At 42.2% G+C, this 21,539-nt stretch carries 23 protein-coding genes; 6 read left to right on the top strand and 17 right to left on the bottom strand.

Annotated elements, in window-relative coordinates:
• Window positions 1–59: 59 nt before the first annotated feature.
• On the bottom strand, window positions 60–992 hold the full coding sequence (locus EBQ12_RS12200; RefSeq protein ID WP_125590206.1) for a DMT family transporter: 933 nt from the start codon (window positions 990–992) through the stop codon (window positions 60–62).
• Window positions 989–1,810 carry an AraC family ligand binding domain-containing protein gene (locus EBQ12_RS12195; RefSeq protein ID WP_125590204.1) on the bottom strand — a complete coding sequence of 274 codons (822 nt, stop codon included), beginning with the start codon at window positions 1,808–1,810 and terminating at the stop codon, window positions 989–991. Before EBQ12_RS12195 ends, EBQ12_RS12200 begins: the two co-directional genes overlap by 4 nt.
• Before the next feature lie 154 nt (window positions 1,811–1,964).
• Here EBQ12_RS12195 and EBQ12_RS12190 point away from each other — a divergent pair, with 154 nt between their 5' ends.
• On the top strand, window positions 1,965–2,639 hold the full coding sequence (locus EBQ12_RS12190) for a GntR family transcriptional regulator (RefSeq protein WP_206428031.1): 675 nt from the start codon (window positions 1,965–1,967) through the stop codon (window positions 2,637–2,639).
• A 132-nt stretch (window positions 2,640–2,771) separates the two neighbouring features.
• Entirely contained in the window at window positions 2,772–3,068 is a 297-nt protein-coding gene (locus EBQ12_RS12185; RefSeq protein ID WP_008347156.1) for a DUF3817 domain-containing protein, read from the top strand.
• Window positions 3,069–3,142: 74 nt separating this feature from the next.
• Here EBQ12_RS12185 and EBQ12_RS12180 read toward each other — a convergent pair whose 3' ends face one another.
• The gene (locus EBQ12_RS12180; protein ID WP_241215641.1) at window positions 3,143–5,392 is read right to left on the bottom strand and encodes a hypothetical protein; all 2,250 of its coding nucleotides are present in this window, start codon (window positions 5,390–5,392) and stop codon (window positions 3,143–3,145) included.
• A gap of 160 nt (window positions 5,393–5,552) precedes the next feature.
• Here EBQ12_RS12180 and EBQ12_RS12175 point away from each other — a divergent pair, with 160 nt between their 5' ends.
• Both EBQ12_RS12175 and EBQ12_RS12170 read left to right on the top strand, forming a co-directional pair.
• Window positions 5,553–5,771: a hypothetical protein gene (locus EBQ12_RS12175; RefSeq protein ID WP_125590198.1), complete on the top strand. Its 219-nt coding sequence runs from the start codon at window positions 5,553–5,555 to the stop codon at window positions 5,769–5,771.
• Window positions 5,772–5,784: 13 nt separating this feature from the next.
• Window positions 5,785–5,967 (top strand): hypothetical protein, encoded by a 183-nt coding sequence (locus EBQ12_RS12170; protein ID WP_041091160.1) that lies wholly within the window; start codon window positions 5,785–5,787, stop codon window positions 5,965–5,967.
• A gap of 566 nt (window positions 5,968–6,533) precedes the next feature.
• Here the strand turns inward: EBQ12_RS12170 and EBQ12_RS12165 are convergent.
• The 6 genes from EBQ12_RS12165 to EBQ12_RS12140 all read right to left on the bottom strand — a co-directional run bounded on the left by EBQ12_RS12165 (window position 6,534) and on the right by EBQ12_RS12140 (window position 13,214).
• Window positions 6,534–6,956 (bottom strand): pyridoxamine 5'-phosphate oxidase family protein, encoded by a 423-nt coding sequence (locus EBQ12_RS12165; RefSeq protein ID WP_008347166.1) that lies wholly within the window; start codon window positions 6,954–6,956, stop codon window positions 6,534–6,536.
• A 293-nt stretch (window positions 6,957–7,249) separates the two neighbouring features.
• On the bottom strand, window positions 7,250–8,119 hold the full coding sequence (locus tag EBQ12_RS12160; protein ID WP_125590196.1) for an SDR family oxidoreductase: 870 nt from the start codon (window positions 8,117–8,119) through the stop codon (window positions 7,250–7,252).
• 331 nt (window positions 8,120–8,450) lie between these two features.
• Window positions 8,451–8,882 (bottom strand): hypothetical protein, encoded by a 432-nt coding sequence (locus tag EBQ12_RS12155; RefSeq protein WP_125590194.1) that lies wholly within the window; start codon window positions 8,880–8,882, stop codon window positions 8,451–8,453.
• A gap of 321 nt (window positions 8,883–9,203) precedes the next feature.
• On the bottom strand, window positions 9,204–11,291 hold the full coding sequence (locus EBQ12_RS12150) for a BglG family transcription antiterminator (RefSeq protein WP_125590192.1): 2,088 nt from the start codon (window positions 11,289–11,291) through the stop codon (window positions 9,204–9,206).
• Between the two features lie 121 nt (window positions 11,292–11,412).
• A complete protein-coding gene (locus tag EBQ12_RS12145; protein WP_125590190.1) occupies window positions 11,413–12,495 on the bottom strand; it encodes a C45 family autoproteolytic acyltransferase/hydrolase in 1,083 nt (360 codons plus the stop codon).
• 86 nt (window positions 12,496–12,581) lie between these two features.
• Window positions 12,582–13,214: a GDSL-type esterase/lipase family protein gene (locus EBQ12_RS12140; protein ID WP_125590188.1), complete on the bottom strand. Its 633-nt coding sequence runs from the start codon at window positions 13,212–13,214 to the stop codon at window positions 12,582–12,584.
• Between the two features lie 414 nt (window positions 13,215–13,628).
• On the opposite strand from EBQ12_RS12140, the gene EBQ12_RS12135 reads away from it, so the two are divergent.
• Window positions 13,629–14,264, top strand: a complete 636-nt coding sequence (locus EBQ12_RS12135) for an FMN-dependent NADH-azoreductase (protein ID WP_024720223.1) — start codon at window positions 13,629–13,631, stop codon at window positions 14,262–14,264.
• 34 nt (window positions 14,265–14,298) lie between these two features.
• Here the strand turns inward: EBQ12_RS12135 and EBQ12_RS12130 are convergent, their stop codons facing one another.
• From EBQ12_RS12130 to EBQ12_RS12095, 8 genes are all read right to left on the bottom strand, one after another.
• Window positions 14,299–15,072: an IclR family transcriptional regulator gene (locus tag EBQ12_RS12130; RefSeq protein WP_007498093.1), complete on the bottom strand. Its 774-nt coding sequence runs from the start codon at window positions 15,070–15,072 to the stop codon at window positions 14,299–14,301.
• Window positions 15,073–15,086: 14 nt separating this feature from the next.
• Window positions 15,087–16,091, bottom strand: a complete 1,005-nt coding sequence (locus tag EBQ12_RS12125; RefSeq protein WP_125590186.1) for a 5-oxoprolinase subunit C family protein — start codon at window positions 16,089–16,091, stop codon at window positions 15,087–15,089.
• Window positions 16,088–16,834, bottom strand: coding sequence for a 5-oxoprolinase subunit PxpB (gene pxpB / locus EBQ12_RS12120; protein WP_125590184.1), 747 nt, complete (start codon window positions 16,832–16,834; stop codon window positions 16,088–16,090). The genes EBQ12_RS12125 and pxpB overlap by 4 nt, the downstream gene beginning before the upstream one ends.
• 19 nt (window positions 16,835–16,853) lie before the next feature.
• Entirely contained in the window at window positions 16,854–17,645 is a 792-nt protein-coding gene (locus tag EBQ12_RS12115) for a putative hydro-lyase (RefSeq protein ID WP_125590183.1), read from the bottom strand.
• A gap of 4 nt (window positions 17,646–17,649) precedes the next feature.
• Window positions 17,650–18,867 (bottom strand): NRAMP family divalent metal transporter, encoded by a 1,218-nt coding sequence (locus EBQ12_RS12110; RefSeq protein ID WP_007498097.1) that lies wholly within the window; start codon window positions 18,865–18,867, stop codon window positions 17,650–17,652.
• A 24-nt stretch (window positions 18,868–18,891) separates the two neighbouring features.
• The gene (locus EBQ12_RS12105; protein WP_007498099.1) at window positions 18,892–19,650 is read right to left on the bottom strand and encodes a LamB/YcsF family protein; all 759 of its coding nucleotides are present in this window, start codon (window positions 19,648–19,650) and stop codon (window positions 18,892–18,894) included.
• A gap of 173 nt (window positions 19,651–19,823) precedes the next feature.
• A complete protein-coding gene (locus EBQ12_RS12100; RefSeq protein WP_206428030.1) occupies window positions 19,824–20,603 on the bottom strand; it encodes a Cof-type HAD-IIB family hydrolase in 780 nt (259 codons plus the stop codon).
• 103 nt (window positions 20,604–20,706) lie between these two features.
• Window positions 20,707–20,958, bottom strand: coding sequence for an excalibur calcium-binding domain-containing protein (locus EBQ12_RS12095; RefSeq protein WP_419763442.1), 252 nt, complete (start codon window positions 20,956–20,958; stop codon window positions 20,707–20,709).
• Between the two features lie 199 nt (window positions 20,959–21,157).
• Between EBQ12_RS12095 and EBQ12_RS12090 the strand changes: the two genes are divergently transcribed.
• Entirely contained in the window at window positions 21,158–21,535 is a 378-nt protein-coding gene (locus tag EBQ12_RS12090) for a VOC family protein (RefSeq protein WP_125590177.1), read from the top strand.
• Window positions 21,536–21,539: the final 4 nt, after the last annotated feature.

The following is a 21,539-nucleotide window of genomic DNA, read 5'->3' as shown; positions in this document are numbered from 1 at the left end:
TTAAGTTGAGTTTACTAAAGAGTTCATGTTCTTTCAATAAACAAAAAGACGCTTTTTGATCAAAGCGCCTTTTTGTTCTGCAACTGTAATGGGACTGGCTGTTTTTTTCTACCTGCTCCTTTTTTATCTGAAAGAAGCAATCCTCCCAAAGTCAGAGCTGTTCCGATCAGTGACATGAAGGTCAATCTCTCATGGAGAACGATCATTGAAATGACCATCGTGATGATTGGAACGCCATAAATGTAGATACTCGATTTCACCACACCGATCGTCTTCACGGAAAAGCTCCATGTCAGAAAACAAATAGCAGATGCAAAGACGCCTAAAAACAGCAAGTGGAAGGCAAACGATGGATTCGTCAACCGCTCCCAGTCTAAACGAATCTTAAAATGCCAGATCAGTGGAATCATCCATAAAAGCCCGTAAAAGAAGACACGTCTTGTCACCTGAATAATATGGTAGCCATATTGATTGATCATTTTCGATAAAATGGAATAAAATGCCCAGACAATGGTAGCCATAAATGCTAAAGCATCGCCGAGTGGATTCAATTGGAATGTCGTCATCCCGTTCAAGCTAATCAGCACAATTCCCGTCATCGCAATGAAAAAGCCGATAAAAAACCGGCTATGTAGCGGCTCATCTTTTAATAAAAAATAAGACAATAGAAAAGAGAAAAATGGGACAACGGAGCTGATAACACCTGCATTCGAAGCAAACGTATAGGTAAGTGCAACATTTTCTAAAAAATAGTATAAGACCACACCGCATAACCCTGCGAGCGCAAACATCCCTTCATGCTTTCTATGCTGCACCTTCATGGTGACTGGATAAATGATCATCAGGGCAAGGTACCCAAGGAAAAAACGAAAAAATAAAATCTCTGTTGGAGAAAAAGCCGTTAATAATATTTTGGTTGATATAAAGGTAGATCCCCATAAAAAAATGGTGAGCATGGCTGCTAGATGACCAAGAAGCTGTTTATTTTTCATTTTGCTATTACCTGCTTTGCAAAAATTTGCTGATACTGCCCTGGCGTAAGCCCAATAAATTCCGAAAAGAAATGAGTCAAATGACTTTGATCAGAAAATCCAGCGGCAGCAGCTACATCTATTGGCTTCATTCCTTGGGCGAGAAGTTCCTTCGCATAGTTCACCCTGATTGTCTGTAAATAACGATACGGCGTAATTCCTCTGAACTTTGTAAAAGCACGCAGCAATGAATATTTGTTCATGGACACAAGCTCACCTAAGTCATCTAACGATATATTTTCCGTGAGATGTGTTTCAATATATTGCTGTACGTCTTGGACTTTTTGTTCATTGGCATTGGCTGCTGATGCTTTTTCCTCTGGTGTATCAGAATAGGTTTCGATCAACTGCTTCATCAAAAAGTAAAAGGCTTCCTGTTTATTCAAAGCGGGAGCTTCTTCTGTGATCATTTGATGAAGATCATATAATTGCTTTGCTAGTTCACTTTGTGAAACCACAGGGGCTTTAAAATGCGGCTTGTGCTGAAAGACCTTCTCCAGCACCTCTGGTTCAATATTTAAGCTGCGATAATCTAGGGGCATGTGATCAAATTGTTCACATGCGTGGTTATCGTACGGATTGAAAAGAAGGATATCTCCTTTTTCAATGATGTATTCTTGATTTTGGCAGAACATACGTCTTTGACCGCCTTCAATAAATCCAATCACATAGTATGGATGAAAATGTTTTGGGAACTTTTTGATGATGGCATGAAAGCGATACGCCTCTATTTGCAAGTCCTGGTCAAAATGGACTGTTCGTTCCTCTAGTATTCTCATGTCGATCCCCTCTTTTCACTGAGCTGATCATTAGTGTAGCACACCCTTTTTCTCTTGGATTGTACGATATTGACTTTTCGATGCAGGCTTGCCTAGAGGGAAGAACTTGGATAACATGAGACAAAAGATGATGTACAAAAGAGGGAATGATGGGATGAATTCATTCGAGATGGAAAGACCAGCACCGTATCACATGCAATTTTATGAACAGCTGAAGCAAATGATTTTTGATGGCCAGTTTCAGCCAGGAGAGCGCATCAATGAAACACAGCTTGCCAAACAATTTGGCGTAAGCCGATCACCGGTCAGAGAGGCGATGAGGCTGTTAGAAAAAGACGAGCTTTTAATCGCGGATCATCGATCAGGCTATTCCGTCTATACGTTAACAGAGCGGGATGTCGAGGAACTCTATCAAGTCCGAATGGCTTTAGAAACGCTTGCCGTTAAGCTTGCCTGCAAAGAAGCCACAGATAGAGAAATAGATGACATTGAACAGGTGCTCACGAAGGCAGACGAAGCGATCAAACAGCAACTGCCATCTCAGGATATCGTTCAGTTACACGAAGCGTTTCATCAAACAATCATACAAGCCAGTCACAATCACCGTTTATCTAAACAATTAAATCACGTGAATGCGCTCATTCATTATTGCCGCATCTTTCATTTTAGCGGCGGGCCTCGGGCCGAGACGATTCAAAAAGAGCATACGGCCATTTTCACTCTAATAAAAGAACGCCGGGCTGCTGAAGCCGTTCAGGCGATGACAGACCACCTCATACATGATGTGGCGCATTTAAAGCAAGTACTCTCTGAAACAACCGAAAAGTAACACGTGTCATTTCCCATTTTTTAAGCATTCGTTGAACATATTTTGAATTTTTCGTAGATTATCGCATGTTCAGGCGATCTTTCGTTTATATTAGAAGATGAGAAACTAGCTTTTATACAGGAGGATTTGTATATGCATACAAGTATCAGCCGTCTGAGACAGGCGGGTTTTATTGAGGGTATGTCTCTTTTAACCCTTCTTTTAATTGCCATGCCTCTAAAATATTTTGCGGATATTCCGATGGCGGTCACCATTGTGGGCTCTCTTCATGGCGCATTGTTTGTGATCTATATGCTCATTTTGGCATATGTGACATTTAAAGTTCGCTGGCATTTGAAATGGTCCATCGCCGGATTCTTTGCGGCATTCATTCCTTTCGGCAACTTCGCCTATGACAAGGTGCTCCGTCAGTATGATACAAAAGCTTAATCAAAAGGGCTAAAACGAATGTCGTTTTAGCCCTTTGTCTTTACGTTGAAGCGTTCTGATAATGGAACGCTTTTTTATATCGATGCATATTTCACAATGGCTGCTTGACGTGTCATGTCGTTAAACGCTATCCATAATTCATCATCAGGCAATACGCTAGTAATTGGATCGATTGGCTGCTTGATCTCATACTGCACACCATTTCTTTCGACTTGAATGATCGCTAACGGAAGATTGCCGATGACCCCGACAAACGACACTTCGGTCACTTTTGCACTTCCTTGTTTCTCTTGCATGAGTCCCATTTCTCTATTAAACTCTTCTTTTTTTGTCTGCATCGTGATTTGTGTTCCTGGCGCGACCTCCATATGATCAGGGATGAATTGGCTGACCGTTTTTGTGATGGATTGATCTCCGCTAGAAACCGTCACATCCAGCATAATAGGCTTCTGATCATGAATTGTGACTGGATATTGCTTCACCCGTTGGATCGTTCCTGTCAATGTCACGTCTTTCCCCGAACGATTCCGCACTTCATGCCCATAGGCTGCCATTTTCAACTGACCGCTGATGTCAACGAGATCGGCTTTTTCTCCTGTTCTAAACTCAAAACCATGGGCTTGAACCATCGGAATGATATACCTTTCCTGATTTGCTTCAAATGTAAGTGATAAGACGATGCCTCGTCCTACGGTTCCATATGATTCTATGTTTCTTAAAATAGCGTCTTTGATGAATTTTGGCTCGCTTGGCTGCGAGAAGTCACCTTCTTTTAAGAGCATCGCTTTTTTCTTTTTCGGGTTGTAGAGAATAGCGATACGCTGACCCGGCTTCGGTATCTGAGTATAGGATACAACCGTTTTAACCGCCTTCTCGATATTTCTCCCATCATATTGAAATTGAAGCTGCATGTTGACCAGCGGCTGTTCGTTGATGTAGGTACCCGTTTCTTTGACTGATACAATATTGGCTTCTAATGTGACACTGTCTTTTATCTTGTTCTTTCTCACCAGTCTCAAAATCGGTGGCAGGAAGATCGCTAGCACAAATAACAGCAGTGGGATAAAGATCCATATCGCCCAGTTGAGAATGAGTGGTCCGCCCTTCATGACATATTGTATAAAGGTGTCAACAGACGTTTGGTGGGCTGGACTGGCATTTTCGATTGAGATGACCTTTTGCAAAGGAAATTCCTTTAGCTGTTTGCTTTTCGCCTCAAATGCCCCCGTTAATTGGTTGCCAAGTGAATAATAGAGCCAATTGCTCTTCACATTTTTATGAAAAGAGAGATCTTCTTTTTGTAAAGTTTCATATGACAACGACTGAGACAGCTTGCTGGCAGACGTCGCCTTATTCGTGCGATGATTATAAATATAACCAGTTAGCTTGCCTTGTGCTTCGTCCTTTGCTGTAGAGCCTAAAAGAAGAACTTCTTCTTCATTCAGCTGGTAGATAAAGGTTTGGTACATCGGTTTTGGTGTTGGGACGACTTCCCCAAGCCTTCCCTCTGCATCCACTTTCCTTGGTCTTTTTGGATAGTTGGATTCGACAGCGACAGCAACGTTTTGTGATGATCCGATCGTTTTTTTCAGTTGCTGCACGACTTTATCTTCAATGAGGCTAAACGGTTCTGCACTTTTGGAGACATAGACCCCAAGCTGATGCTTCTCGTTTGAGATTCCGCTGACATACGCCTTCTGGTCATTTTTCAAAGTCAATTCAAACATAGGGAATGGGGTCTGCCCTCTAAAAGAATTCATGACGACATCGATGGAAACAGGTCTTGCTGGCAGCTTCAGCTCGTTGAGATTGTGGACATGAAACTGACCATTCTTTAGCTCACCGAGGACCGCAGCGGCACCTTCCTTTTCTCCTGTAAACAAGAGTCGTCCATTCCATTGATATGTACTCGTTTTTAAAAACGAGGGAATCTGTAGATTTTGCTTAACGAGCTCTTTCTTTTCCCCGCTCGGCGTTAGTTTCTCGATCAACAGCTGCCCCTCTTTATTTTTTAAAGCAAGTAAGAGGTTGTTCCCTTGAATAGATGGCAGCATTTCATTAAACGTATCGCTTTCCGTTATCCAGTCACTGATTCTTTTTCCTGATTGAGGATCATACATTGCAAAATGGAGCTGCTGGTTTTTTGATACAGCACTCACTACTCGTTTTCCTTCATCGAATGTAAATATTTGTTTGACGTCATATTGCGTCGCTTTCCCTGCTGACAAATCATCTTGGTAATGGTTCCACACCAAAATACTAAGAATGATTGCTGGAATAAAGAAGACAATATACCTGAGGAAAATCACTGGTATTCTTTTCACTTGATCGCTTCCTTTCATGGAGTTCCTTTTTCTTATACGTCAGTGCAGCGAGAATGTTTCATGCTAGCAGAATACCATTCCAACTTTCTAAATCCATATTTTACATATTTGATTGTTTACGATAAAATCCAATCAGATTCAAAAAAAGGATGTTATCTCAATGGATAAGCTATCATCGATCATTCTAGCGGCTTGGCTGCGTGTTCCCCGTTGGTTCAAGCAAGGGGTGCTCGTATCTATTACCATTTTCTTTTTTTATATGTGCTTTGTAAAGGGGCTGACTAGCTGGTACACCTTGCCGCCTGTCACTTTGCTCGCATGCGCCATTTGTTCCTTCTTCATCTGGATGGTGTGTCTAAACAATCAAAAAAACAAGTGAAAAGGAGAATTTCATGAAAGAATCCATCTTTTATTTTGCTATCTCTTTTGTTCTTCAATGGGTTTGGTTTGGGGTTGTGCATCCAGATAGAGGCGTGACACTGCTGGACATGTTGATCTTCTCTATTTTGTTTACGGTGATGTTCTTTTTTATTGGCCGGATTTGGAGGTATCAGAAGAAAGGGCGAAGGGAGTGATGATGAAGCATTTCCTCTTGCTGTCGATGAGTGTTCGTTGTTCTATTGTTGACGGCGAATCTTTTTGAAGGGGATGTCATGCGGATGGTGTCCGCTTTTAACCTAAAAAAAGGCTGCCAAATAGATGGCAGCCCGTTTCTTACTCTTTTCATGCAAATAAATAATCAATGTTTAATCTCCGTCACGGAGTGTATGAATTAAGATTCGATCATATCAGTGTGTCATATGTGTTCCGAGTGAACCTACGTTTGAAAGTAAACGCCATGGAAGTTCTGGATAACAAGACAACGAAAGCCCTACCTCTCATTCGTCCTTACGGCTCCGAAGCCGTGCCAGTGTGAATTGTAAATCAAAACGTCTTTTTTCCATTCTTCCGCTTTTATAGGGGGCGGTTGCAGAAGGAAAAGAATAAGTTTGTTCGCTTTGACAGCGTCTCGTTCTTATCAAGTAGAAGCTCTATTGCTTCTCATTATGTCATAGAAAAAAGAAAGTTTACTTTCTTTATTTATTTGCTATTTCAACACTTAATATAAAACTATAACACGTTCCCCCAACTTACGCAAGTGTTAAAGTGATAATTCTGCTGGTGTACGGTTTCCTTCGTTCATATAACGAATGGAGGTTGGGTCAATCTTAAGGATCACTAGGTTTGGATCATCTTTTCCTTTAAACCATTTCTCCATCTCATCAGACCAAAGGCGGTCGATCAATTCTGGATCATCCGTTAATGTGGCTTTACCTGCGATTTCTGCATATGTGTCCCCAAATCCTTCACCTGAATAACCAATGAGAATATGAACATTCGGATTTTTTTCAATCTCATCCGCTTTATGTGTTTCTTTGCTTGTTGGTGTATATAATGTCAGCCCTTCATGAAAAAAAGTCATATAGCGGGTATGCGGCTTATCTTGTTCAACAGTCGCCAATGTTCCAACTTTTTGTTCATCTAATAAGTTCATTACCTTTTGTTTTAACTCTTCTTGTGACATGTATCTTCACTCCTTCAAAATGTCATCCGTACTCTTAGGTTTCCACGACAATCCATTCATTAAACAAAGAAATGTGTTTTTCATAAAAAGACATCTTCTAGCTGATGCTATAAAAAACGGACACATTGAAAGGGGAAGTTGAACATGCATCATGAAACGATGTTCCATTTGAGTTCACTTGTTATTGCAGCGGTTGTTGTGGGCATTATCATATGGTCTGTCTCATCTGTACAGAAGAATCGGAAGAAATACTAAATACACCGCCCAATTAAATCTGGGCGGCGTGCTATTGATCATGTATTCATAAAGGAACCACCGTTGACATGAAGTGTCTGTCCCGTCATATAAGACGACTCGTCTGAAGCAAGCAGTACATAGCAGCCTACATGCTCCACAGGCTGTCCTGGTCTTCCCATTGGGGTCTCGGCCCCGAAGTTTTCGACACTGTCTTCATCAAATGTAGATGGAATGAGCGGCGTCCAAATTGGACCGGGTGCTACACCGTTGACCCGAATTCCATCTTTCACAAGCGACTGTGCCATAGAACGAGTAAAGCCGTTGATGGCCCCTTTTGTCGCCGTATAATCAATGAGCACTTTGTTGCCTCGATACGGGTTAATAGATGTTGTATTAATAATGGAACTTCCCGGTTTTAAGTAATCGAGTGCCTTCTTCGTAAAATAAAAATAAGAATAGAAATTGGTTCTAAAGGTTTGGTGAAGCTGTTCACTAGAAATATCTTGAATACGTTCTTTCGGATACTGTTCGGCCGCATTATTGACTAAAATGTCCAGCTTTCCAAAGGCTTCAACTGTCTTTTCTACCGCTTTCTCGCAAAAGGCTTCGTCCCCGACATCCCCTGCAATTGTTAAACATTTGACGCCTTCCTGTTCTACACGTTTTTGCGTATCCTCTGCATCCTCATGTTCATTTAAGTATACGATCGCGACATGAGCTCCTTCTTTGGCATACGCGACAGAAACGGCACGTCCAATTCCGCTGTCTCCCCCTGTAATCAGCGCTACTTTTCCTTTTAGCTTACCAGACCCTTTATACGATTCATCCTCATAGATCGGCGCAGGATTCATTTCTCTTTCACTGCCTGGCTGCTGATCCTGCGTTTGGCGCGGAATGCCATTTGTTAAGTATTCACGTAAATCCATGTGTAAGCTCCTCCTTGATTTGTTGATGTATCCTTTCATTACCACTTCATTTTTTCACTCAAACATCATAAAGCTGTTAGGATTAAGTAAGTAAAAAAGGCCCCCTTATAGGCGCCTTTTTAAGGTAAATATTTTTTCACTTTTTTATCCCATCTTGTAAAAACCATAAATGCAGTTATTGGTAACCCTAAGATCATAACAAAAATTAAAGATACATTTTTGGATGACCCTAAGATGAGATAAATCATTAACATGATAGCCACGAGCCCAAAATAACTTTATAAGGAAATTTATCATTAAATGTTTATTCATAGTCTCATAACTTAGAAAATCAGTTTACTACTGTGTACTTTATCTGTGTGGAATAGGACGTATGATAATGTTTATTATCTGTGATAGTTATTTTTATTCTTTTACCTTTTTTTGCAGCATCTACAACTTTTTGTTTGTAAACTGCATTAGAACTTAATTGAGTAGCTAGTGCAACAGCCCACCCAGCAACTCCACCCCACTTAGTAATAATAGCTAATAGTGCAATTTTAAGATTACCATTACCTTTTATATTTTTCATGTTATTAGCCAAATCCTTAGTTTGAGCTTTTGTTAAAGTATAAGACCCAATTACAACTCTTTCTTCTGCTGCCTGTGCAACATTACTGGACTTATTAATCCCGAAAAAATTTGCTGATCCTAACAACGGTGGAGTGACTAATATACTTACCAACATAATTTTTACTAAAAAGTTAACATTCTTTTTTATCATTCTCTTAACATCCTCTCTTTTTATTATAATTTGAATAATTTTATATTAACTTATTTAAGAGGAGAAAAAAACCTTTATTTATTAAAATTATCCAAAAAATTTAAATAAATCCCTTATACCTACTATATATACAGAATCAAATCTCTATGAACGTCTTTATTCAATTTTTTTGGGTGTGATAGATTACTATTGTAACTAAACCCCGCTTCTTTTTACTACCATCATATATGTATTAATTTTTTAAGAGATTAGTTAAATTTAAGAAAAAATCAGTTGTTTTCAAACACTGTCATTACGACCTGATGAATTCAGGCCTTTTTCTTACCATTTTGCTTCTTTTACAAATTGATAGAACAGCTGATGCAATTTCTGTTCTATATCTTCCTTTGATCCATGACCATAAAGCGTCATGCTTTCCTCGCTTTCAATGATGGATGAACTGATCAGGCTAAACATTTCAGACCCTTCTTTGCCAAGCTCTAGCGGCGCCAGCATGAGGAGCATTCTGGACATGAGCTGCTGCCCACCATCCATGCTTTTAATCTCGTATGCCTCATCAAGATCATAGATATGAAAGACCGGTTTCTTAATGAGATCATGCTTTAAGTGAAAAAGAGCAAACTCAGTTCCCGGAATGCCTAAACCACCTTGCTGCTCACGCTCAAGTAAACCGGCTGTCACTTCGTCTGCACGTTCTAAATAGCCTTGACTTTCAACCTGACGCATCAGCTCTCTCATTGTTGTCTCATGCTGCTCCGTCGTCTTCTTTTTTTCTATTGTAAAATGGGACAAGATGCTGCGAATCACTGACATATAATTCGTGATTTGCTCTGCCATCCCTATCATATCAACCGTTTCCTCCACCGATTCTTTTGCAGATTCCTGCGCTCTTTTTTTCTCAATCAGATAAGGAATTTTTCGTTTAATATGAGACTTGACCCGCACCGCGTCATCCTCGTTTAAGAGCGGGCTGACCATAATGTAATCAATATGCTCATAGGGGATCGGCACGGTTGATACAATCATGTCGTAGCTTGCAGCGTCGATTTCCTTTAGCTCCATTAAGGAAGATAGATCGAATTTGGCGATCTCAGGCAATTCTTTTTTTAATCGTGATGCGAGCATTTTGGACGACCCGATACCGCTTGAGCAAACGACCAATGCATGAATCTTGGTTTCTTCTTTTTTAATTTCAAGCACCGAACCAAAATGAAGTACGATAAAGGCAATTTCATCCTCTGGAAATTCGATCTCAGGAAAGAAGCGCTCCACACCTTCTTCAATCGCCATGAACAGCAAGAAGTAGTCTTTTTTTATTTGTTGTGTGAGCGGATTGTAAATCCGCATCTTTTCTTTTAATCGGTTCATAGCTGGTTCAAGATGAGACACGAGTCCCTCATACAATGAATCGTTTTCATTTAAATGATAGCCTGTTTTATGAGAAATAAAGTCAATGAGTTTCTTCGTTCTCAGCGCGATATCTAACTCAATCTCATCAATGCGATATTCTGCCGTAAAGCTTCGATTTGCACTGCGCAAATGGATGGTCATGTATCCAACTTCAGCTTCAGGAATCTCTACATTAAACATGCGCTCTAATGCTCGTGCGATTCTGAGTGAAGATTCAAATTCCTTCGTCCGCTTTAATTCAAGCAATTCTTCCTCTTCCATCCGAATGGTTTCACCGATTTGAATGCGTTCAATGGCATAGGTTAAGTGAACGACAAGTGCAATATAGGCACTATCTGACAACGAGAGAGAGAGTCTGCTTTTCAAATGAAAGAGCAGCCTTTCTACCTTGAGCAGCTGTCCTCGACTGACTACCCCAAACACCTTTTCAGTCGCTTTCGTTCGATGTTTAATATTCATCTCAATCGTTTCGAGAAATAATTGAATGTCGAGACGGTCAACGATCAGGTTCCCGACAATTTTTCGTTTGGCTTCCTCAGGCCCTTTTAATTCAATGCCGTACCCACGCTTGCGGATAAGCAGTAAACCGTAGGGAGCGATCCAGTCCGTCAGTTCATCTAAGTCGTAGCTGATGGTCGCATTTGTAACCTGCAAGTCGGCTGCAAGTGTATATAATTTCACCGGTTCTTTTGCTTCAAGCAGGGCACACAGGATTAAGAGCTTCCGTTCATCAGAACTATATTCAATTTGATCTTCATTTGAAATATGAGACAGAAGCCGCTGTTTGTCTTCCTGTTCACCGACCGCCTTCAAGCCCTTCCCCGGCTGTTTATCAAGTGATAGGTTGTAATTCTTTAAAATAGGTTTAATGGATTTAAGTTCTCTATGAATGGTTCTTGTACTTACTTGAACAGAATCGGCGATCTCACGAATGGTGACATAACGATTTTGCTGAATCATATATTTGATTACTTTCTGTTCTCGTGCCGTTATGTACATGAAATGCCTCCTTCTGCTTAAATAGGTCTATTGTCACACTTTAATATAAAACGCTTTCACTGATCGATGCAACCTGAAGTTGATCTAAATTTGGCACACAGGCTGTGACAAAATGAAAGACTCACACGTTTCTCCAAAAGGAAGGTCCATAATCCTTTTGATGAAATTGAATCGTTTGTTCATGAAATGGCAGTGTGCCCCCGACCTTTAATGAATAGGTAGGATGATAGACGGGAGAGCCAAAGCAATACTCCATCGTCCTTTCCTCCGGCCGAAACATGACGGTTCGCATCGTCCCAAACAGCTCTTCATAATTGTGCACAGTCAGACCAGCAGGGTATTCTGCCTGAAATAGTTCCGTAAGAGACTCGCTTGACGGCTGTTCTTCTAAAGCTTGAATTAACATGTCGTACCTGACAACAGAATGATGTTTCGTCAGCCCTTTTGCCGTGTGATCAGCAAGCGGATGGTTCGTAGCCGCAATAAATCCACGCTCCGGCCTTCTCACCTTTTTTTGCCCATCAATCATTTCAATCACAGCCGCCTCTCCCTGCCGGTCGGCAAGCATTAGGTGAACATTTGACGCGACGGGCATTTCCTGTACCAAACGGACGGCATCCTCCACCATTTTACAGGACTCTAGCACAGCACGAATGACATGATATACTTGCAAGCCAGCAACAGCCGGCGGCTTTAAGCCTGGTTCGTTGCCAATAGGCGGACCGCATGCAGAAAATGTGACCGATAGACCATGCTCATTCATCCCATCAGATCGACCAAATAAGATTAATGATGAGCCTGTATGGACTGCTGTGCCCTTCACATGTGTAGATACAAGACGCATATCATCAAACAGCGGAGAAAAATCATAGTTGCGAAGCATCACCGTTTGTTGATTGGCAGCCTCATTTCCCTGCATCACACAATGGGAACAGCCTGGCTGAAGATGCGAAGAATAGAAAAAGGTCAAATCGCTTTCATCTATTTGCATTTCATCACAAAATCCCGAGAGCTCTTCTTCTAACTGAGGAAGAAACGGTCGAATCAGCTGCTTTGTTTCCTTCACAGCCTCTTTTGATAACGGTTCTGATTGAATGTATTGTTTCTTAAGCAAAGGGCGTTCCTTCAGCCAAATAGCCTGCTGCTTTCCTACCTCATAAGCTGTTCCTTTCAATTCATGAAAATACGCGCTCATCTCCTGCATGCATCCACCTCTTTTGTCTTTGTTTCTTTTATCATATCGAAACAGCCCTTCATTTAAAAGAATGAAAAAACTGCAATCCCGAAGGATCACAGTTGCTTAACGGATTGTTGAAACAGCGCTTCTGCCATTGCTTCATATCCTCTGTGGTTCGGATGAAATTGATCAATCGATAAGTATGCGCTTTGATGTCCTTCAAATACACCGTAAATATCCACCACTTCTACATGTGGATTCGCAGCAAGCTGGCGAAGGTGATGGTTGTATTGCTTCAGCCATCTCTCGGCGATCGGAATCTCAGGAAAAGGATTATATAAATTCAATAAATATACGCAGTATGGTTGATGCTGCCCTCTTTTTATCAGAGCGATTTCTTGAACCATTTTGCTAAAATTCGCCTGACAATGCATAGACGCTTGCAGCAGTGTCTTTTCATCTTCACCTTTTTCATACTGCAGAACAGCTTGAACAAGATCATTCCCGCAGCCTGTGATGGTGATGATGTCAGCATGAGCAATCGCCCGTCTTACATCAGACCGCTGAAAAAGCTGCAAGATCTCTTCCGTTGTTAACCCTGATTTCGCAAATACGGACAGTTTCACCGGTATATGCAGCTTCTTTTCAAGCTTCGCCGCATATCGCTCTGTAAAACCGCCGCCAAATAAACGTGCCCCCACCCCAACCGTTAAGGAATCTCCAATCGCAACATAGGATCGTCCCACTCTTATCCCTCACTCTCTCCTGCCTTCTCTTATATATACGAAAAAGAAGAACAAATGCTTGTAGCAGATGGCTTAAAGGCATCCACCTTTTTTTCAAAAACGCAGGATGGGCGCATTTACAAACACTTTACTTGCGATATCGATCCATTTTTTGTTCAATGGGAGTAGGGTTTTTTTGCTTAAATCGCAGCTTTGAAGCGTTTCAGAAAAATTTACAAACTTTTTATCTTGATTTCAAGACTTTATACCTTGACTTCAAACTATATAGTGATTACAATGAAAATATCAGTTTTTATGTAACTGTGCTTGTTACATCTTTTTCATAGCATTCCAATATGATTAAAGATGCCACATATTCAGTGTATCTTTGGGGTACGCTAAAAAAATCATTGAAACAGGAAGGATTGAATAAACATGGCAAAAGTTTTATACATCACTGCACATCCGCATGATGAAACAGTTTCTTACAGTATGGCTACTGCTAAAGCATTTATCGAATCTTATAAGGAAGCAAATCCAAGTGACGAGGTTGTACATATCGATTTGTACAAAGAAAACATTCCTCACATTGATGCAGATGTATTCGCTGGATGGGGCAAGCTTCAATCTGGTGCTGGCTTCGATACACTTTCAGCTGAAGAGCAAGCGAAAGTTGCTCGCCTAAACGAATTAAGCGATCAATTCGTTTCTGCTGACAAATACGTATTTGTTTCACCACTTTGGAACTTCTCATTCCCACCAGTTCTTAAAGCATACATCGACTCTGTTGCTGTAGCTGGTAAAACATTCAAATACACTGAGCAAGGTCCTGTTGGATTACTAACAGACAAAAAAGCGCTACACATCCAAGCACGTGGCGGATACTACACTGAAGGTCCTGCTGCTGAACTAGAAGCAGGTCACCGTTACCTTGGAACAATTGCAAACTTCTTCGGTATTCCTTCTTTCGAAGGTCTTATTGTTGAAGGTCACAATGCTGAGCCTGCAAAAGCAGAACAAATTAAAGCAGATGCGATCGAACGTGCAAAAGCTTTAGGTAAAACTTTCTAATTATTAACACGCAAAAAGCCAATGATCTTAACGGTCATTGGCTTTTTATTTGTTCAGATGCAAAACCTAATTCTTTTGAAATGCCGCTGGCCGCTTTTTTGACCTGCTCAATTAAATAAGGAAGCCGTTCCTTTTGATAGCCGGCCTCAAACCCCGCAATACTAATGCCTGCTGCCACTTCTCCGTGATGATTGAAAATGGGCGCTCCAATAGCCGCAGTATAGTTTTCAAGCTCTGAATAGCTTAACGTATATCCACGTCTGTTTGATTCTTCGATCATGTTTCGCAGGACATCTTTATCGGTAATGGTTCCGATCCCGATTTTCCCGAGCTCTACCGAATCAATATAGGCAAGTCTCTCTTCCTCTGGCAAAAAGGAAAGAATACTTCTCGCACAAGCTCCCGCATATAATGGGGATCTTCTTCCGACAGCGGTATAGAGCCGGACAGGCTGCGTTCCTTCCATTTTCTCCACATAAATCGCTTCATCTCCTTCACGAATAATGAGCTGAACAGCTTCACCTACCTCATCACGCAAGTTTTCCATAAAGGGCCTTGCAATTCTACGGATATCGAGGCGATCGGCGACAAGCTGACCATATTCAAGGAACATCAATCCTAATCGGTAAACACCTGAAGGATGCTTTTCTAATAACCCCATATCTGCTAACGAGTTGGCCATTCGGTGTACAGATGTTTTGGGCATGCTCGAGAGCTCAATCATGTCATTTAACGTTAATTGTTCGTGTGTGATAAAAAGCCGTAATATCTCCATTGATTTCACAACGGTTTTATTTGTGTTCTGCATGTTTCTCACCTTTTCTAAAACGAAAATGCTTCGAGTTTTAATCTTGCCGTCAGGTCCTTCATCTCTGCTTCTTGTGTGAATAAGGCTTGCTCTGCTTCTTTGCGGTCAATTTGTTGAAACGTGAGATTCGCACCAGGCATCGCCTGCGCAATGAGCGGCAAATCGACTGTTGCCACCTCACCAATTCGGGGATATCCACCTGTCGTTTGGCGATCAGCGAGCAAAATAATCGGCTGGCCGTCAGGAGGAATTTGAATAGAGCCAAAAGCAACCGCTTCTGAAATCAATTCAAGCTTTTGCTTTAAACGTATCGATTCCCCTTTCAATCTGCATCCCATACGATCAGATTGGGGAGTGACCTGATAAGACCGTTCGAAAAAAGCCTGCTGCGATTCTTCCTGAAAATGAGATAGATGTCTGCCTGCCAGCACTCGAATGACTGGTGATTTCCCGAGAGGCAAAAAATGCGCATGATTGACTGTCCATTCTGGCGCACGTTCCCCTTTGCTTTTTAACATGTGAACTAGGCTCACCGCCAGTGATGACGGTTCTCCAATTGGCAGGACGTCTCCTTTTTCTAGCGGACGCCCTTCTATCCCGCCTATCTTCGCTCTGACATACGTACTTTTACTTTTCATCACCGGCTCAACATCAAATCCACCGGCTACAGCGAGGTAGGAGCGGCATCCCCTCTTACAAGGGCCAAAGGTGATCGTGCTTCCTGCTCGAATGAAGAGCGGTTTCCATAGAGGCACTTGTTCCCCGTCAATCTCAATCTCCACATCAGCACCGGTCACGGCGATCAGCTGATCCTTCTGACATGTCAACACTGGACCGGGCCCCATTAATGTGATTTCCAGCACCGCTTCGTTTTCTTGATTCCCGGTGAGGATGTTGGCGATTCGGAGCGAGAGCGGGTCCATGCCGCCGCTCGTTAACACACCGTACTTCTGATAGCCTATTCTCCCTTTATCTTGAATGGTGGTGAACATTCCTGGCTTGATGACATGCATACTCAACGTTCTTCCTCCTTCATGCTGAAAAATTCCTTTTCAGACAGTTGAACAAATCGAACCTCGTCCCCTGCCTTTAGTAGACTAGGTCTCTCAGCATTCGGCCGAAATAAGGACAAAGGGGTTTGTCCAATGAGCTGCCAGCCTCCGGGTGTAGATATCGGATAAACCCCTGTCTGCTTCCCCGCAATACCCACAGACCCTTTCGGAATCGACATTCTTGGTGTTTCTCTACGCGGAGCTGCAATTTTTTCAGAAAGTCCGCCTAAAAACGGGAACCCAGGAGCAAACCCAATCATATAGACAAGATACGTCCCGGATGTGTGAATGCGTACAACTTCTTCAGGCGTCAAATCATTGATACGGGCGACTTCTTCTAAGTCAGGACCGAGCTCTCCTCCATAACATACAGGAATGTCGATGATCCGGCGCTTTGCTTGATTCCCCTCCTGCCAGTTGTCTTCAAGGAGGTTTTCAATATAGTCTTTGACCCATTCATACGGAGAGATCGCACGTTGCTTAAGCTGAGCAGATTGATAGACCGTATAGGGCTCATAAAAGACGGTCACGTTTGTAAAAGCTTGAACAGCTTCCACATATCCTTCAAATGGATGCTGTTCAACACATGAAAACAGCTGCTTCACACGCTCATGAATGTCTTCACTTATGTCAGTCCCGGCTTGGATGACAATGGCTGCGTCTCCTAGCGGGTGGAACGTGATCGTATCTTTTATCGTTGAAAATGCCACTTTTATGACACCTCTCTTTCTACAGGACACCGAGCTTTTGATCTCTTACATCTGTGATAAACATATGACCGGGTGCATGGGTGATCGCAATGTCTGGCTTAGTGTGCATGACGATGGCTTGCGGCGTCACACCACATGCCCAAAACACCGGAACTTCCCCTTCTTTGATCACAGATGGTTCTCCAAAGTCTGGTTGATCTACATGTTCAATGCCAATCACAGCTGGATCACCTATATGGATAGGACCGCCATGTACCGATGGGAATCTAGATGTCACCTGAACACTTCTTGTGACTTGATGCGCTGGGATCGGCCTCATACTGACAACCATCGGACCATGGAATACACCTGCCCTTTCACATGGAATGTTCGTTTGATACATTGGTACATTATGACCGTCTTCAATATGGCGGACAGGAATGTCATTCAGCATCAGTGCATGCTCAAACGTAAAGCTGCATCCGATGAGAAAGCCCACCATATCATCCTCCCAATAGGAAGAAATATCTGTTACCTCTTCTTGAAGAACCCCTTTTTTGTAAACACGATATTTAGGGAAATCCGTTCGAATATCCGCATCGGGTGCTGAACGCCTTGGCACTGGATCACCTGGGTCGAGCACATCAAGCAAAGGGCACGAAGCCGGATTCCGCTGACAAAATAAAAGAAAATCGAAGGCTAGCTCTTTTTTGACGATCATTAAGTTGGCTTGCGCAAATCCCTCAGCAAAGCCAGCCGTTGGTCCTGTGATCTTCTGCTTACGAATCAATTCCCTTATTCGTGACGGCTTATAGGTTTGATATGCTTTCATGTGATCAGCTCCACAGTTTTGGAATTTCATTCATGATGGTATATCCTCCCATGATTGCCATGATGACAACAACAAACGCACCTGTTGCTGTCAAAAAGAATGGATGGCGATAATCACCGACAATTTCTTTTTTATAGGCAGCAATCAGCAATGTTCCGAGTGCAAGCGGCAAGATCAATGCATTGATGGCCCCAACCAAAATCAATATGTTCACAGGTCTTCCAATCGTGATAAAACAAATGGTCGAGAGCGCAATGAATCCAACGATAATGCCTCGTTGATTTTTCTCGATTTTTGGTGAGAAGGTTTTAAAGAAGGAAACGGAGGTGTATGCCGCTCCAATGACTGAGGTAATGGCAGCAGCCCACATAATAATCCCGAACATTTTATATCCAACATTTCCAGATGCTAATTGAAAAACAGACGCAGGCGGGTTCGACGGATCAATCTGTAAGCCTTTTGAGACAACTCCTAGAACGGCTAAAAATAAAGCCACACGCATCACGGATGTGATCAAAATACCGAAAATGGAACTTTTCGTCACTTGCGGCAATGCTTCCTTCCCCTTAATGCCAGCATCCAGCAGACGATGACCACCAGCAAAAACGATATAGCCACCAACTGTCCCGCCGACCAGTGTGACAATTGATAACATGTCAATTTTCTCTGGCACGAAAGTTCTCATGACCGCTTCTCCAACTGGCGGTGCTGTGGAAATAGCCACATACAGCATCAGACCAATCATGACAAAACCAGCGATTTGTGTGAATCGGTCCATCGCTTTTCCTGCCTCTTTGATGACAAAAATGAGAATGGCAATGACTGCACTGACCCCAGCCCCTATGCGGGGATCGACGCCGAATATGACCTGAAAACCGAGACCCGCACCGGCGATATTTCCAATATTAAAGGCAAGACCCCCAATAACAATCAAACAGGCTAACACATATCCGAGCCCCGGCAGAACCATATTGGCAATGTCCTGTCCTCTTTTTTCCGAGACGGCAATGATACGCCATACATTTGTTTGCGCAAAAATGTCTAGCAAAATGGAAATCAAAATGACAAACCCAAAGCTAGCTGCGAGCTGCTGTGTGAACACCGTTGTTTGTGTTAAAAATCCCGGTCCAATGGCGGACGTTGCCATTAAAAAGGCTGCGCCCATCAGCATAGAACGGTTCCCTTTTGGAGCTTTCATCTGTTTGGCTTTCTCTCTTTTCATGCTGTTTCCCCCTTTGATGACGATTTATCGAAAGGCCTTGAGTTGAATAGTGGCTTCTTTTAGCTTCGCTGTAATGGTTTTTGCAAATTGAAGCGCGTGACTGCCATCCCCGTGGATACACACCGTATCTGCTTTGAGCTGAACATCTTCCCCTTGCACTGTCCGCACTTTCCCCTCTCTTACCATACGGATGACCTGCTGAACTGCCCTTTCATCCTCTTCAATAAGTGCATGAGGTTCACGGCGGGATGTCAGTGTCCCGTCTGGTTGATACGTGCGATCAGAAAAAACTTCATGTGCCACTTGAAGACCGATTCTTTCCCCTGCTGACGCAAGTTCACTACCTGACAGCGCAAATAACACAAGGTTAGGATCAATATCATACACAGCCTTCGCAATCGATTCAGATAATTCAGTATTTTTAGCCGCCATGTTGTAAAGGGCGCCGTGTGGTTTAACGTGCTGCATCATGCCGCCTTCTGCTTTCAGAAAGGCTGATAGTGCACCAATTTGATAGATCACAAGATCATAGGCTTCCTCTGCTGAGATCGCGATTGGACGTCTGCCAAAACCGACTAAATCTTGCAGACCTGGATGTGCACCAATTTGAACCCCTTTATCCAGTGCCATTTTAACCGTCTTTCTCATCACAGTTGGATCTCCCGCATGAAAACCGCATGCAATATTGGCTGAGGTGACATATTCAAGAATTTGTTCATCTGAACCGATCGTGTATTGACCAAAACTTTCTCCCAAATCACAGTTAATATCCACTTGATACATAGGACCCCTCCTTGTCGTTCCGAATTACGGAATATAAAGTCCGAATATTCGAATTTATATTGATTATACCAACTTTGGATAGACTGCACATGAAATTGTCAGAAAATATAACAATAGAACTAGGAGAAAACAAAAAAAGTGAGAGGTCATATCCTCTCACTTTTTCTACTCGTTTATTTAGACAGCACCCAATGCTGGATGGCTTTTGCTACCCCGTGCTCTGTATTAGGAGCCGTAATCCAATCAGCGGCTTCTTTCACAACTTCTTGTGCATTGCCCATTGCAATGCCTAATCCGGCTTCTTGAATCATCGCCATATCATTCAGACTGTCGCCAAGTGACATGACGTTGTCCATTGTGCAGCCAATGCGTTCTGCTACTTTTGCAAGAGCTGCCGCTTTGTTAATGCCTGCTGCATTGACTTCAATATTGGTTGGACTGGAATTCGTGATTTCTAGCTGTCCATTTGTTTTCAATGTATGGAGGACTTCCTCACGAACAGCATCGTCATGAATATCAAAACCAAATTTCAACCATTCGTGGTCATGAATGCGTTCTGGGAATTCTCCCCTCCACACCTTATCCACAGTAGATGCCCAGTAATCGGTTTCGTATCTGTTTTTTAGATCCCACATCATCTGAACGTGATCGGGATGCAGCAGTTCCCGTTCGATCAACTGGAAGTTTGAATCCCAAATTTCACTTCCGTTCGCTGTGACAAGATAGGAAGAGAGTTCCAGCGGCTCGACCAGCTCTCGGCATGTCATCAGCGTACGTCCTGTGCTAATCACCACATGGACCCCTTTGGCTTCTGCTTCTTTAATGGCTTGTTTATTTTCCTCAGGAATGACGTGCTCACTGTTTAACAGCGTGCCATCCATATCAATGGCAATCAATCGGATGTCTTTCTTATCAGCTTGTGTTGACAAATTGAGTACCCCACTTTGTATCATTTTTTGAATCTATCTTTATTTTAATATAAAGATGAAGATGGCACAAAGGGACGAGTTTGATCCCATAGAAAAAAGACCTTGTGACAGGTCTTTTTACTTCTTCTTAACGTTCACATGCGATGCCGTCTTTATCACGGTCAAGGTGTTTATTTTTTAAGTAAAGTGCTTTTGATACATAAGGCTTGTACTTCGTTTTTCCACCTTTGTTTTTCGTATTTTTGCTTTTTGCCACGCCGCCTTTATACACTTTGTTGAGTGCTTTGCAGTTTTTGTACTTGACTGTCTTTGCATACACTGTGTGAGTGTCAACTTGTGTAAAACTAATTAAAAGACCGAATGATATGACAGCCACCATGATTTTTTTCAACATGTAAGTCCCCCCTATTTTTTCTCATTTTACATTTTTATCATATGTCACCACATTTTGTTTTTCAAGACGATTGAGGTGAAAATATTGGTTTTTTTGGAATTTAATAATTCTTATGACCTATGTGGTAAAATGAGTGGGAAACCTTTCCGGTTTTGACACGTATATGAAGAGAGGAGCTTTCCATATGAAAATGAAATATACCATTCTATATGTAAACGATGTTGAAGCAAGTATTCAGTTCTACCATCATATCCTCGGTTTCCCGATTAAATTGAGAGTTGAATCCTATGTTGAGTTTGATACAGGAGAAGTGACCTTATCGATTAATTCACGCCAAGATGTGAAAGAGGCACTTGGTCTGCCTGTTCCAGAGGCAGTTAGCTCGTCACAAACGTTTGAGATTGGCTTTGTTGTGGATGATGTGAATGAAACCATTGCGTCCTTGAAGGAAAAAGGAGTACCTGTCCTCAAGGAACCTGCCAAGAAGCCGTGGGGACAAACGGTTAGTTACGTGTCTGATCCTGATGGACATTTCATTGAAATATGTGATGCGGTCTCCTAATAGC

The organism is Bacillus sp. 2B09 (assembly GCF_003946835.1).
Taxonomy (GTDB): domain Bacteria; phylum Bacillota; class Bacilli; order Bacillales; family Bacillaceae; genus Bacillus; species Bacillus altitudinis.
Note: the sequence above shows the minus strand (reverse complement) of the source record. Positions and strands in the feature narration are given on the sequence as shown.